Source organism: Mycoplasma tauri, from assembly GCF_016925555.1.
GTDB classification, from domain to species: Bacteria; Bacillota_I; Bacilli_A; order Mycoplasmatales; family Metamycoplasmataceae; genus Mycoplasmopsis; species Mycoplasmopsis tauri.
Genome location: NZ_CP070479.1, coordinates 482,825 through 497,950, shown reverse-complemented (window position 1 = coordinate 497,950; position 15,126 = coordinate 482,825). Strand labels below are relative to the sequence as shown.

12 protein-coding genes are annotated in these 15,126 nt (G+C 26.9%); 4 read left to right on the top strand and 8 right to left on the bottom strand.

Annotated elements, in window-relative coordinates; all coding sequences use genetic code 4:
* Window positions 1-2: 2 nt before the first annotated feature.
* The 4 genes from JS510_RS02085 to dnaK all read left to right on the top strand — a co-directional run bounded on the left by JS510_RS02085 (window position 3) and on the right by dnaK (window position 4,451).
* Complete coding sequence (locus JS510_RS02085; protein WP_205517117.1) at window positions 3-1,454, top strand: HinT-interacting membrane complex lipoprotein P60; 1,452 nt, start codon at window positions 3-5, stop codon at window positions 1,452-1,454.
* Window position 1,455: 1 nt separating this feature from the next.
* A complete protein-coding gene (hinT, locus tag JS510_RS02080; RefSeq protein WP_205517116.1) occupies window positions 1,456-1,791 on the top strand; it encodes a histidine triad protein HinT in 336 nt (111 codons plus the stop codon).
* 20 nt (window positions 1,792-1,811) lie between these two features.
* Complete coding sequence (locus JS510_RS02075) at window positions 1,812-2,492, top strand: hypothetical protein (protein WP_205517115.1); 681 nt, start codon at window positions 1,812-1,814, stop codon at window positions 2,490-2,492.
* Between the two features lie 171 nt (window positions 2,493-2,663).
* Complete coding sequence (dnaK, locus tag JS510_RS02070) at window positions 2,664-4,451, top strand: molecular chaperone DnaK (protein ID WP_205517114.1); 1,788 nt, start codon at window positions 2,664-2,666, stop codon at window positions 4,449-4,451.
* Between the two features lie 139 nt (window positions 4,452-4,590).
* Here dnaK and tig read toward each other — a convergent pair whose 3' ends face one another.
* The 8 genes from tig to JS510_RS02030 all read right to left on the bottom strand — a co-directional run bounded on the left by tig (window position 4,591) and on the right by JS510_RS02030 (window position 15,104).
* Window positions 4,591-6,087, bottom strand: a complete 1,497-nt coding sequence (gene tig, locus JS510_RS02065) for a trigger factor (protein ID WP_205517113.1) — start codon at window positions 6,085-6,087, stop codon at window positions 4,591-4,593.
* Between the two features lie 332 nt (window positions 6,088-6,419).
* Window positions 6,420-7,856 carry a pyruvate kinase gene (gene pyk, locus JS510_RS02060; RefSeq protein WP_205517112.1) on the bottom strand — a complete coding sequence of 479 codons (1,437 nt, stop codon included), beginning with the start codon at window positions 7,854-7,856 and terminating at the stop codon, window positions 6,420-6,422.
* A gap of 279 nt (window positions 7,857-8,135) precedes the next feature.
* Window positions 8,136-9,731, bottom strand: coding sequence for an MAG1430 family protein (locus tag JS510_RS02055; RefSeq protein ID WP_205517111.1), 1,596 nt, complete (start codon window positions 9,729-9,731; stop codon window positions 8,136-8,138).
* A 45-nt stretch (window positions 9,732-9,776) separates the two neighbouring features.
* Window positions 9,777-10,355 (bottom strand): ribosome biogenesis GTP-binding protein YihA/YsxC, encoded by a 579-nt coding sequence (gene yihA, locus JS510_RS02050; protein ID WP_205517110.1) that lies wholly within the window; start codon window positions 10,353-10,355, stop codon window positions 9,777-9,779.
* Complete coding sequence (coaD, locus tag JS510_RS02045) at window positions 10,355-10,792, bottom strand: pantetheine-phosphate adenylyltransferase (protein ID WP_205517109.1); 438 nt, start codon at window positions 10,790-10,792, stop codon at window positions 10,355-10,357. Before coaD ends, yihA begins: the two co-directional genes overlap by 1 nt.
* Window positions 10,785-11,981 (bottom strand): acetate/propionate family kinase, encoded by a 1,197-nt coding sequence (locus JS510_RS02040; protein WP_205517108.1) that lies wholly within the window; start codon window positions 11,979-11,981, stop codon window positions 10,785-10,787. The genes coaD and JS510_RS02040 overlap by 8 nt, the downstream gene beginning before the upstream one ends.
* Before the next feature lies 1 nt (window position 11,982).
* On the bottom strand, window positions 11,983-12,939 hold the full coding sequence (locus JS510_RS02035; RefSeq protein ID WP_205517107.1) for a phosphate acetyltransferase: 957 nt from the start codon (window positions 12,937-12,939) through the stop codon (window positions 11,983-11,985).
* Between the two features lie 176 nt (window positions 12,940-13,115).
* Entirely contained in the window at window positions 13,116-15,104 is a 1,989-nt protein-coding gene (locus tag JS510_RS02030; protein WP_205517106.1) for a hypothetical protein, read from the bottom strand.
* Window positions 15,105-15,126: the final 22 nt, after the last annotated feature.

Genomic DNA, 15,126 nt, shown 5'->3' with positions numbered 1-15,126 from the left:
TAATGAAAAGAAATAAGTTATTGTTAAATATTCTTCCTCTGACTTTTGTTGGCTCTTTGCCTGTTTTGAGTTTAAGCTGTAATGCCAATAAAATCAACACAACTGAAAAGTTGGAACAAAATAAACAATTAGGCGACAAAAAAAATATTGAAAAATTAAAAAAGGTGTGAAAAATTCATACTCTTAGCAAACTTTATGGCATTAATGTAGAAAAAGATTCAGTTAATCCTGAAGAGTTAAAAAATATTTTTAAAGAAGAGTTTAAGAAAAAGGAATCTAAACTTTTTAAAGATTCATATGAAGCTTACAAAATTTATGCTCAAAGTGAATCTAACAATAAGGAATTATATTTCACAGAAAAAATAGCTCAATGAAATAGAGATAATGCATTCAAAAATGAAAAATTCTCTTGAGATGAAAGTACTGAAGTATTTCCAGGCGAAAAAAATCAAGATATTTTTGTGAAAATATGATTAGCAGAAGACACTGAAATAAGTTCTAAAATTAATGATATGTTACTAGTAAAGGCTTACTTTACTCTTTCTAATATCAATGACTTTATGAAAATTAAAAATAGTATTGAAAAAGAAAAATTAAAGAATAAAAAAGAACAAGTTAAAGAAGTTAATTTTGAATACTATTTAAATGATGATAAAGCTACAAAAGATTCTCATTATGATTTAAAAAATTATTTCCTTATTAAGTATGCTATTGAAAACAAGTATATTCAATTGTGAAATAAATCACTTGATCGCTCAAGCGGTTCTAAAGATCAATATGATAAATTTACAAATCCTAAACATGCAAGCAAAATTTCAACTCCTGAAGACTTTAACAACTTCTTTAAAGATGATGATGTTCAAGCTAATAAGAAAATTAAGGATTGAGAAATTGTATCCAACCAAAGTGAAGTTGAAAAGCAACTTAGCGGTTATACCGGTTTTAAAAAAACCAGTCAAAATGAAAGCTATGGCTTGAACTGAGATATTGATGTAAACAAAGCAAGGGAATCATTTGGCCAATCTTACGGTGTGTATAGTAGCCAAAACCAAATGTTATTTAATTTTGACAGCCTCAAAAAGGGAGATATTAAATCATTTGTTTATGTATCAGAACAAGACAAGCATGTTTCATATGTTAATCAAATAGTTCCTATTGGTAAAGAAACTAAATTATTAACTAAAAAGGATTTTGGCAACAAAGTTCTAACTTCAGAAGATTATGAAAAACTACTAAGTGAAAAAGGCAAAAAAGCAAGAGTTTTATCTTTTGAAAATACAATTTATAAAGGTAATGAGGATAAATTAGCTTACATGTTTTATGCTAAGGACTCAAATAAATTGCTTGATGAAGCTATTAAAACATTTGCACACCTAGGTCACAAACTCAAAGTTAATAAAGACATTGAGCCATTATATAATTTAACAAAAGATATAATTTGAATAGAGAGTTAATATGGATGATTTATTTTTAAAAATAATTAATCGTGAAGTAGAGGCAAAGTTTTTATATGAAGATGATATTTGTGTAGCTTTTTATGATAAGTTTCCTCTTCAACCTGGACATTTTTTAGTTGTTCCAAAAGTGAGAAGCAGAAATATTACTGAGGCCGATGATGCAACTGCTGCGCATTTAATCAATACAGCAAGAATGCTTGCTAAAAGAGAAGTTTTTGAAAAAGGAATACCTGGTTTTAAAATATTAATTAATTCAGGTGCTAGTGCGGATCAAACAATCTTTCATACTCATGTCCATGTGATTCCTTATAAAGGAAAAAAGATTGATAATTAACGTTTAAAATAATAAATATTATGAAAAGAACCAAAAGAACGTTTTTTGTTTTATCTTCATGCCTAGCAATTTCATTGCCTATTGTAGCGACAGTTAGTTGTGGTGAAGATAATTTTACACGAATTGGTAATGAATTAAGTTTCAGAAATATGGGTGTTTTAACACATTCTGAATTAAATAATGCTTTAGCTAAACAACCCTATAAAAAAGACGAATTTACAATTTATTATCCTTCTGATTCTGAATTAATTCAGGAAGCTAAAATAATAGAAAAATTTTTAACTTCTGAAGGAATAAATAAAGATCGTTATAGAGAGTCATATAAAACTTTTGTCAATAAAGAATATGCAAATGGTAAATCTCCATCTCTCAAAGATTTTACAAACGATTATTTATGAGGTCGTGGCCTTATTAAAATTGACGGCCATCCCTCAGTTATGAATCATCCTGAATTAGATATATCTATTAATGATTTTAGACATACTGGAACTGCTAATCAAGTAGTTTTTAGATTGGATAATAAAAAAAATAAAGATATTTCAGATTTATTTGATTATGGTAAACCTTTTAGAATTGAATTAAATAATAAATTAAAAAAAATTGATCCAATTAATCATACTCATATGACATTAGATATTTTAAAAAATAACAAAGAGAATTTAGAAGTTATGTTATTATCAAATGAATCTAAAAGATGATAATTTAATAAAAGATACAATGTTAAAAAATTAAAAATGTACCTTTTTTGGCGCATTTTTTTATTTAAAAAATAAATTTAGCAAATTTAGCAAATTTATAGTTAGAGTGCTAAAAAATGTGTTAGAATTAATTTGTAATAATAAAAAAAGAAAATTATTTGAAAGGAATTTAATATGGCAAAAGAAATTATTCTTGGTATTGACCTTGGAACAACAAATTCAGTTGTTTCTATTGTTGATAATGGAAATCCAGTTGTTATTGAAAACCTTAATGGTAAAAGAACTACCCCTTCAGTAGTTAGTTTTAAAGATGGTGAAATCATTGTTGGTGATAATGCAAAAAATCAAATTGAAACTAATCCAGATACAGTTGCCTCTATTAAGAGATTAATGGGTTCATCAAAAACAGTGCATGTTAATAATAAAGATTATAAACCAGAAGAAATATCTGCTATCATTCTTGATCATCTTAAGAAGTATGCAGAAGAAAAAGTTGGACACAAGATTGAAAAAGCTGTTATAACTGTTCCTGCATATTTTGACAATTCACAACGTGAAGCTACAAAAATAGCAGGTAAAATTGCTGGCTTAGATGTTTTACGTATTATTAATGAACCAACAGCTGCTGCTTTAGCATATGGTCTTGATAAAACAAATAAAGAACAAAAAGTTCTTGTGTTTGATTTAGGTGGTGGTACATTTGACGTTTCTATTTTAGAATTAGCTGATGGAACTTTTGAGGTGTTATCAACTGCAGGTGACAATAAACTTGGTGGTGATGATTGAGATCATGAAGTTGTTAAATGATTAGTAGAAGAAATTAAAAAAGAACACAATCTTGATATTACTACAAATAAAATGGCTATGGCTCGTTTAAAAGCTGCTGCTGAAAAAGCAAAAATTGATTTATCAAGCTCACAACAAGCACAAATTATGCTTCCATTTCTTGTTATGCCACAAGGTTCTGATCCAATTAGTGTCGAAGCAACTTTAAGAAGAAGTCAATTTGAAGAAATGACTGCTCATTTGGTTGAGCGTTGCAGAAAACCAATTGAAAGAGCCTTATCAGATGCTAAATTAAGTGTTTCGGATATTAATGAAGTTCTTTTAGTTGGTGGGTCAACTCGTATACCCGCTGTTCAACAATTAGTTGAAAATGTTTTAAACAAAAAGCCTAACCGTAGTGTGAATCCTGATGAAGTTGTTGCTATGGGAGCTGCTATTCAGGGTGCTGTATTAGCTGGCGATATTGATGGTGTATTACTTGTTGATGTTACACCTTTAACATTAGGAATTGAAACAGCTGGCGGAATTAGTACTCCTTTAATTCCAAGAAACACACGTATACCTATTACTAAGAGTGAAGTATTTACAACTTTCGAAGATAATCAAACTGAAGTTACAATTAGAATTGTTCAAGGCGAAAGATCTCTTGCAAGCGATAATATCTTATTAGGTCAGTTCAATCTTTCAGGTATTCAACCTGCTCCAAGAGGAGTTCCTCAAATAGAAGTAAGTTTTAAAATAGATGCAAACGGAATTACTACTGTTTTAGCTAAAGATAAAAACACCAATAAAGAACAATCAATTACAATCAAAAATTCTTCAAAATTAAGTGATGAAGAAGTTGAAAAAATGATAAAAGATGCTGAAGCAAATAGAGAAGCTGATACAAAAAGAGCTGAAAATATTACAACAATTATTCAATCTGAAAATTTAATAAATAAGATTGAAAAAGAATTAAAAGATGAAAACATTGTTATTGAGCAAAGTCTAAAAGATAATGTTCAAAATCTTATTGAAGATGCTAAAAAACTTATAAAAGAAGAAAAAATTGATGAGTTAAAAGCAAAAGTTGAAGAAATTGCAAAAATATTTGCTGAAGCAAAAAGTGCTGCAGGATCGTCAAATTCTAATGACAACCAAAGCAAAAATGATGAAAATGAAGAAGTTTTTGAGTAGTTTATAAAGCATATGAAAATAGCGCTCACCGGCGCTATTTTAATTTATCTCATTTTACTTTTCCAGCTTTTTTATAAAGTTATATAAAAATACTGCTTTAAAAAACAGTATTTAAAATTATTCGATATAGTTTTTAAGATTATTTAGTTTCAACAACTTCTTCGTTTTCTTTTTTATTTTTTGATTCTTCAGCTTCTTTTTTTATTTTGTCAAGTTCAGCTTGTGCTGATGAAATTAATTTTTTAGCTAGTTTTAAGACTATTTTGTCATTTGCTTCAGCAGCTTCTTTATCAATTAATTTATAAAGATTTCTTAATGCAGCAAGTTCTCTTGGTGATTTTTCAACATTTGCTTTTTCATCTTCTTTTGCTTCTTTAGCTTTTTCTCTAAAAGTATTTACATATTGAACAACAAAAGCAAGTGGAAAACTTTGTTGCTGACTTGTTGAAATAGAAACAGCTCATAAGTTTCAATCATCATCTGTTAATTCATTATTGTAAGCATTTAATTCTAAAACTTTTTCATGCACTAATGAATGAATTGCATTTTCTTTTTCTTCCTTAAGAACAAGAGCAAAGAAATCTTTTTCGCTTGTTTTAATTAATTCTAAGTAGTCATTTAATTTAATATCTTGTTTCTTTAATTCAGCTTTAATTTGTGCTATTCTATTTTCAGCACCTTTAGCAACAAGTGAGTCAGCAATTACAATTTCATGCTTTTTAACTAATGTTCTTACTACATCATTCATTAATAAACGAAGGTTGTCAAAGTATTTACCAATTGTAAGTTTATCTTTTGAATCTTCTTTTATTTCTTTAACAGTGCTAATGCCAGGAATATTTAGTTCAGCAATAGTTTCGTCTGTAATTTTAATGTCCTCAGGTCTTTTGGCATCTAATATTTCACATTCGAAAATGGCATTTTGTCCTTTAAGAGTAGGAACTGCATATTCTTCAGGGAATTTAACCTTAACATCACCTTTTCAACCAATTGTTTTGTCAACAAGTTGATCTTCAAATGTATCAATAAATGTTTTTGAACCAAGTTTTAAATCGTAATTATCTGCTTCTCCACCATCAAATGGTTCGTTATTAACAAAACCTTTGTATTTAATTGTTACAGTATCTCCAAGTTTAGTTTTTTGTCCTTTTTTAAGAGGTAATAACAATGCATTGCTTTGAACCATGTCTTTAACATAATTGTCAACATCTTTTGCACTAACTTCTAATTTTTGACCTTTAATTTTTAAAGAATTATCAATAGTGATTTTTGACAAATCTGGCATAAGTGGAAATTCAAGTTTAACAACTGATGACTCTTCACCTAAAACTGGAACATCTAATAAAGTTGCATTTTGAATTGCGTTATTATATTCTTTTTTAACAACTTCAAAAATATCATTTGCAAATTCTACGTATGCATCATTGATTGAATCATAAGCAACAGAAACTGGCGTAATATGTTTGTCCACTAAGTGTTTTGGCGCCTTACCAGGACGGAAACCATCTATTTTAAAGTTTTTTATTTTACGAGCTTTAGTTTTGTTGTAAATTTTATTTCATCTTTCGCCTTTAAATTCATATTCAACAACTACTGAGTTTTGATCCTTCTTAAATTCGATTGATTTTTTGCTCATTTTTACTCCTTTTTTATCTATTTAAAATCTAAGTAGCATTTATATATAAATAATAATCATAATTTTATTATAAAAATTGTCTTTTTCAATTAATTATTTAAATAAAAAAGAGATTTACATCTCTTTCTTAATTTCATAAGACAATTCAAAATAGAAAAGATACTGCGCACAGTTTATCTTTAAATTATTATGCGAAAGGAGCGATATACTCTTAAGCAACTGTTCCTGTGGATACAGTAATCATTCAATATATGAATGCATCGCTACTATTATACACTAGAATTATTTACTAACAAATATTTTTTAAAAAAACTACATTTGTTTTTAATTAATTATTTAACTTTCTTTTCAACTAAACTTTCATTTTCAACTACAAGTATCATGTCGCCTTTTTCAACACCATATGGCTCAAGAATTTCTATTGCTTTTGATTTATCTTCTTTTATTAAGCTAAAGTATTTTTTAGAATCTAGTGAAACTCATACACTTGAAGTTACACCAAATTCAGGAATTACTCTTTCATCTTCCACAATACCAATAATTATTGTATTTGGCCTAAATTTAGCAACTTCCTTAAGTAATTTACCAGTTCTTGATAAAACAACTGCAAATTTATACTCTCCATATCTTGTTCTATTAGCAACATCATAAGCTATTCTAGCACGTTTGTTTTTAGCTAAATTTGAACGTCTACGAACTTCTTCAAGATGAGAATCATAATAATTTTTATCATAGAATTCTAATTCAGCTCTCCTGGTAATGTTTGACATTGTTAAAACAGCTTCTAATGGATATGAACCAGATGCTGTTTCTCCTGATAGCATTGTTGCATCAGCGCCTAATTCAGTAGCATAATAAACATCAGTAACTTCAGCTCTAGTTGGATGAGGATTTGATTCCATAGAATCAAGCATTTGCGTTGCAACAATAACAGGTTTTCCAGCCTCACGACATTTACGAATCATCATTTTTTCAAAATATGGGACATCATAGTATGGAATTTCAAGTCCTAAGTCTCCACGAGCAACCATTATTCCATCTGAAGCATCAATAATTTCATTAATATTTTTAACACCTAAATCACTTTCAATTTTTGAAATAATTTGAATGTGTGATGCATTATTTTCTTTTAATAATCTTCTTAATTCATTCACATTTTGTGCTGAATTAACAAATGATGCTGCAATGTAATTAATACCTTGCTCAATGCCGAATTTAATATCATCAACATCCTTTTGAGATAAAAATGGTAGTGAAAAATCCACACCAGGCAAATTAATTCTCTTATTTGTTTTAAGTTTATGGGTATTAAGTGTTTTAGCTAGTATATATCCTTCACCTACTTCAGTAACTAAAGCAGTTAATTTACCATCGTCAAAAAGAATTATATTGTCTACTCTAAGATCTTTTGACATGTCATATGAAACAGTCACTTCATCGCATGTTCCTTCAAAATTTTTGTACATTTCTTCTGTAGTATGAATTTTGAAAATATGATTGGATGGAATGGTTTGAATGCCATCTTTCATTTTTCCTACTCTAATTTCAGGCCCTTTTGTATCAAGCATTAGTGAAATTGGAAGATGCATATCTTTTGATATCTGTTTAGCAATATTGAATTTTTTTAAATGTTCCTCATGAGTTCCATGACTAAAGTTTGTTCTAACACATGTAGCACCAGCTTCAATTAATGAACGAAGAGTGTTATAGTTGTCAGTAGATGGCCCTATAGTTACAACTAATTTGCTTCTTTTGTTTGTTAAATTCATTTTTTCTCCTTTTATGATTAACTCAAGGAAATTAATCTATTTTGTCTAGTTGAATTTTATTTTTATAATAATATAATACAACATTAAAAAATCAATAATTTCATTTATTCTATAGAAAAGCTATAAAAATGGAAATAATTTATATTTTTTTATATATTCATTTTCTATATAGACCTTATTTACAGTATTTTTAGGAAACAAATTTTTTCATAAATTAAGTTATTTTTATTCATATGAATATTTAAACAAAAAAAGAAGCTTTCGCTTCTTCTTTAATGCTTATTGCTGTTTTTTAAGCCCACTAAGTTCATAAATTCATACAAAACTGCTTTCATTGCCCGGATTATCTTTATGGTATATTTTATAGGCAATATATGCTTTACCATTTTTATCATCAATTTTTACAAAAGGAGTTCTACTATATTTACTAATTAATTCTTTATTTGATTTGTCTTTAAAATATGATTCAAAATCAATAATTGTGCCATCTGATGATTTAAATTTAATTTCTTTTAATATAGAAAAATCATTAACTGTTGCATATGCTAATTTATAACCTTCATTTTGATTTATGAAAGCTTTTTCAGTTTCTAGAAGGATATTTTTTTCCTCTTCAGAAGTATTTTCGCCTATTTTTTTAATGTCAAGATTTAAACTATCGACATAACCATTTGAAACATTTTTATATTTTTTTGAAGCATTATAGCCATTACTTATGTATTCTAATTTAGATGGTAAAAGTTCTTCTTTTTTGATAGAACCATCATTATTAAAAGTATCAATTTCTATGTTTTTTGACAATAGAGCCATTTTAGATAGTCTTGAATTGTATGATGTTTTGATTAGCCTATCTATTTTTAACTCACGGATACTATTTAAATTTTTTCCTTCATCATTTTGGTCATCAGAATATTGAGCATTAGGAATGTACACTTTTAAATAATAGTTGATAGTATATTCTTCTGGATTATCTTTCTTTTCAATCCAAATAGGTCTATCAATATCAATTTCAAATTTTAATTGTCCATCTTTATGGCTTATATTAGATTTAAAGAAATATGAATTAAATTTTGAGTGAGATTCCTTAATTTTTTCACTATTTTTATTTCCGGAAGTTGGGATTTTTGATATGTCATTATTTTTTAAATCCATTATTGCATCAAGTGAATTTATTTCGTTTTTAATAAACTTATTTCTAACTGTATAATTTGTTCTAAAATTATGTTTTTCACGTGCATAAATTTTTATTAATTCTTCTTCAATTTTATTATCTATTTTGCCATCTTGGTTCAATTCTATTTTTTTGAAACCATCTATTTTATAGTCAACAAATTTTAAATTTGGCTTATATTTTTTAGCATCTTTATTAGTGTCATTTTTCTCTTCCAAATATACTCTAAGATAAAGTGTTCCAGTAAAATCATTAGCATAAGAATGATAGTAAATGTTATATTTATTTTTGTTTTCTGTTAAAAAATTCTTGTCAAACAATATAAATGGAGTTTTATTTTTGTTTTTGTCATTTTCTTCAATGCTTGGTCAATAATTTATGTCTTTTTTTAGTGTAGGTTCTGTGTCACCACTTTTGAATCCATAAAATGAAATATATGTGTATTCACTTGCATAATGTTCACTTGTTTTGTATGCATTTGGCAATTCTGGATTATAGATTTCCCTTGTAAATCCATCTTTATTTTCTATATCATTAGGCTTAATTTTAAGTTGAAAATTTTTGATATTTTCAATTGCTAAATCAATAGGATTATTTAACTTTTTCTTAACACTAATAAAAACTGCAGCTGAAGCTACTGTCGCCACAACTGATGAAGCTAAAAAAACTGATGAAATAATTAAGCCTTTATTACTTTTTTTCATATGTATCCTTTTTATATAAGACCTTTATTAATGATTTTTAAGAGTTTAATATTCTTGACTATTAATGAATTCTATAATATCATCAATCCCAATGTTTTTTAGGCTTGAAGCTAGAAATATTTGCGAATTATTAGGAAGAATTTTAGAATTTGTTAACTCATTGTAATGTTTTATTAATTGTGATTTACCTTTTTGATTGATTTTATCAATTTTTGTATAAATAAGATGAATTGGTAAATTTATACTTCTTAAAAAATTAATTTTTTCTGCATCAATTTTAGTTATTCCTGTTCTAGAATCTATTAGTAGGAAAACAATTTTTTCATGTATATCATTAGACAAGAAATCAGCAATAGCATCATTCATTTTTTTTATATTTTCTTTTGACATTTGAGCATATCCATATCCAGGTAAATCAACTATATAGAAAAAGTCATTGCTGAAATAATTTATTAATTGTGTTCTTCCGGGTTGTTTTGAAACAAAAGAAATTTTTTGTTTAACAAGTGAATTTAATAATGAACTTTTACCAACATTTGATCTACCTCAAAAACAAATTTGTTTTTTGTTTTTGCAATCTAATCAGGTATCGCTTTCAAAAGCCGATTTTATAAATTTTCACATTATTTTTTACCTAATTTTTCCTTATGTCTTACAAGCGTTGATGAATATTCAATCATTTCATAATCTGGAATGATTAGAATTGTTTCTAAATCATTGTTAAGACTATGGTGTGCAGCCGCAAGAATTAATTCATAATTATAATCATCATTATTTCTTGCTGATCTAAGAATAAAATTAACATTCAATTTACGAGCTATATTAGCTATAAAATCATCTTTATTTAAAATAACTTCAACAGAAGAAAGATTGCTTAGTTTATTTTTTGCTTCTAAATATCTAGCTTCTATGTTTTTAAGATTATTTTTATCAGGATTTATTGAAACAACTATATAAATCTTGTCGAATAATTTTAGAGCTTTCTCGATAATGGCTATATGACCTTCGTGAAGAGGGTCAAATGAACCGGGATAAATAGCAGCTTTAGTGTTATTATTCATTTTCGTATAGTTTTAATGCATGTTTAGCAATTAACAATTCTTCATTTGTTCTAACTGCAAAAACTTTAACATCGGAATTTTTAGTTGAAAGCTCAACATAACTATCGTATGGTTTATTATTTAGTTCTTCATCAATTTCTATGTTTGCAAAATTTAAGTTTTTAATAACTTGTGAACGTAATTGAGGTGTATTTTCGCCAACTCCAGCTGTGAAGATAATAGCATCAATTTTTCCTACTTTGTTTGCATAAGATGCTGTTGTATCAATAATTCTTTGGCAGTATAAATCAAAAGCAAATTTAGCTCTTTCATCGCCTTTTTCAATAGCTGCTAAAATATCTCTTAAATCGCTTGAAATTCCAGAAACACCTAACATACCAGATTTTTTATTAAGCATATCTGTAAATTGAATTATTGATAAATTTTCTTTTTGCATTACAAATTCGTGAATAGAAGGATCTATGTCACCTGATCTTGAGCCCATCATAATACCAGCTAAAGGTGTTAGACCCATAGATGTATCTATTGATTTATTGTCTTTAATAGCACAAATTGAAGCACCATTACCAATGTGTAAACTTAGAATGTTAACACTATCTTTGCCTAATAGTTCTTGTGCTTTTAATGTTATGAACTCATGGCTAATTCCATGAGCACCATATCTTTTAATTTCATATTTTTCACTTATTTCATAAGGAATTGGGTAAGTTGAGTTCACTGCAGGAATGCTTGTGTGAAAAGCTGTATCAAAATCAGCTGACATTTTAGCATGAGGCATAACATTTAAAAATGCTTTAATTGCTTGAAGCGCTCCTGGATTGTGTAATGGAGCATACATTTTACATTTCTCAATAATATCAATTTCTTTTTGTCCTAACTTAACTGATTCGGTAATGTATGAGCCACCATGAACAACTCTAAAACCAATAAGTTCAATTTCCTTAGGATCATTAATAATTTTGTTTTCAGTTAACATATTTAAAATATGTTCAACAGCAATTTTGTGATCTTTCATTGGCACAACTTTTTCAATTTTTTGCCCATTGTACTTGATTGTAATGTTTCCGTCACCAGGAACTGTTATTCTTTCAGCAAGACCACTTGCTATAACATTTAATTCTTTTTTGTCAAGTAGTTGAAGTTTGATTGAACTACTACCTGCATTAATAACTAAAATTTTACTATTCATATTACTCCTTATCATTTGCTTGAATTGCAGTTATTAAAACTGTATTAACTACATCTTCTTTAAAACTACCTCTTGATAGGTCATTTACTGGTTTGTTTACACCTGTAATAATTGGACCTATTGCTCCATATCCACCTAATCTTTGGGCAATTTTGTAACCTATGTTACCTGATTCTAAGTTTGGAAATACAAATATGTTGCTTTCACCTTTGTATGCTTCGCCCTTGTATTTGCTTGCTCTAACTGAATCATCAATAGCTGTGTCAAATTGTACTTCACCAATAGCTGGAGTTCCCTTGGTGGTTTCGTTATATATTTTTGTTGCTTCTGCAACCATAGTTGTTTTATCTGTTTTTGCAGAACCACTTGTTGAAAAGCTTAAAAATGCAACTTTTTCATCAATTTTGAATGTTTTTGCAAAACTTACAGCATTTTTAGAAATATCAACTAATGCATTTGTATCTGGTTCTGGATTAACAGAAATATCTGTGAAAAAGTATAGATTATCTTCTTTATGCATAATCATAACTGATGAAATTGTTTTAACGCCTTTTCTAGGTCCAACAGCTTTAAAAGCAGCTCTTAAAATGTCAGCTGTTGAATAATTTAATCCACCAACAACACCATCAATTTCATTACTTTGAAGCATTAACATAGCATAAAAAGGTCTTGTTTTTAACAATTTTCTAGCTGTTTCAATATCGTCTTTTCCTTTTCTTAATTCAACATATTTATTGGCATATTCTTCAATTTTTGTCTCATCTGCGAACATGTTTAATACGTTTATTCCGTCAACTTTAGTATCATTGTTTTCAACTAGGAGTGTTACTTCTAAATTTGTATATTTTTTTAAATCTTTTGCAGCTTCAATAGCCCTTTTGTCATCACCATCAATTAGCAAAATTCTTGTTTTAGGTAATTCATTTACCAATTTTTCTAATTTACTTTGAAAACTCATATCTTCTCCTTTAATTAATAATTTAATTTAAATTAAATTCTTAAATGTATTTTTTAATTATATAAAAAAGAACTTATTTTCAAAAGACTTAAACACATTTAGATTTTTTAAAAAGTAAATAAAACACACAAAAAAATAATATTCGTGTGTTTTTGTGTTAGCAGAAACTATTAATATTAATTGTTTAATGGAAATTTAGTTTTAAATGAGTATGATTTAATTCCATTTTTTTGATAATAAGTTGAAACGGTGAGTGTTTTCTTACCTGATTTTTCAGAAGCTTTTGGTTTTTCGATAGGTTTGACTATTGTAAATCCTTCTGGAATATCTTCTTTATAAACCAACTTGTTTACATCAAAATCATGTTCTGTGTATTGTCCATTATATGTAGGGTCTTCATGAATTTTTTTAATTTCAATTTCTTTTGTTAATTCAAGTCTTTTGAGTTCTGTTTCGCCAAATTCATCAAGCAATTCAACTCTTGTTGAACTTAAATTACTATAATCTTTATTTTGAATTTCTGTAAGACTTCCATATGTTACTTTTATTGATTTAATTTTATTATTTTCAATAAGTGGTTTTGAAAAAATAAACACATTTTGTAAATTTGAAAATGAAGTTGATTTGGTATAAAAGAATATTTCAGATTTAGTTTTAAATTTTTCATTGTCATAAACAAAATGCTGCCCAACTAGAAAGCTGTTTTGATCTTTAAGAATTTTATTTTTTACATCTTCATTTAAGATATAAAATTTAGCTTTTTTTAAACTATTAAGTTGCTTTCTATGTAAATCAGCATAACTAGCATTGCTTGTTATTTTTTCATCCTCATCAGTATCTTTAAAGCCTTCTAGATTGATTTTTTCAAATTCTGAATTATTTTGAATAGTTGCTTCTGGAGCATATTGATCTTCAACAGGAGCTTGTCCTTTTTCTTTTTTAATTTTATTTAGTTCTTCAATACCTAATTTGTTCAAGTTTATATTAATTTCTTTTGCAAATGATGGGCTATTTTCAAAATCTGCAAATGAAACTTTAACAGTTATTTTTTTAGAATCATTTTCATCTTTTATTTCTGAAAATTCATAATTAAGTTGATGATTAATTGAAGATTTTCAATATGATTTATCAGTTAATTTATCATATTGTTTTCTTTCTAAAAATGTTTTATCTCTTGAATACATTGGATAAATTTCTAATTTATCAATTTCAGATTCTAGGAATTTAATTTGTTCTTCTTTTGATAATGCATGTGGATTTATTTGATCTTTTTTGCCATATTTTTCTTTATCTATTTCAACTATTTTTTCTTTAAAAATTTTGTCGTTTGATTTTAATGATAATTTAACTTTTATTGTATAGTCATTTTCGCCTTTTTTGACTAAATCATTTAATTTATAGATATAAACATCTTCTTCATATCCAAATACAACAAAATTAGGTTTGTTTTCATAGTTATTAATTGAATTTGTTTCAAGTACATTTTTATAGGCTTTTTCGTTTAAAAATCTAACTTTTAATAAATCTAGATTTTTTTCTAATTGATTTTGTAACTCTTTTTCTTTTTCAATTTGTTCATCTGATTTTGCTCAACCTTTTAATTCAAAAAATTGGTTTTTACTATGTTCAATTTCAGAGTTTTTCATTTTGAGTTTATAAATAATTGTTATGTCTTGTGTTTCTTCATTCTTAGAAAATTTAATAGTAGAAAATTCAAAATCATTAGGCAAAATGTATTCTATTTTTTGTTCATCAGCATCTTTTAATTTAGTTTCAGATATATTTGGATAGCTAAACTTCAATTTATTTTTAGCTAATTGTAAAATTTCATCACTTGGTTTTTTAAATGTGGATTCTTTTTTAGATTTAGTTTCATTTATAAATTTGATTGAAGTTTCTTCTATTAATTTTGCATTCGATTCGTTTAAATTTTTCTTATTATTTTTGATCCATTCATCATATTTTTGTATGTCAATATCTGACAAAAATATTGAGTTTCTGTTTTCATTTACAATTTTTTCTAATTCATTTATTGAATTTTGAGCTTTTGTAATATTGTTTTCATTTTGATTTTTGTTGTTGTTACCACAAGCGGTTAAAATTATTGGAAATGTTGCAAGCGGAACAATAAAGTATGAATTTAAAATTTTATTAGTTTTTTTCATTGTTATACACCTCCTATAATAA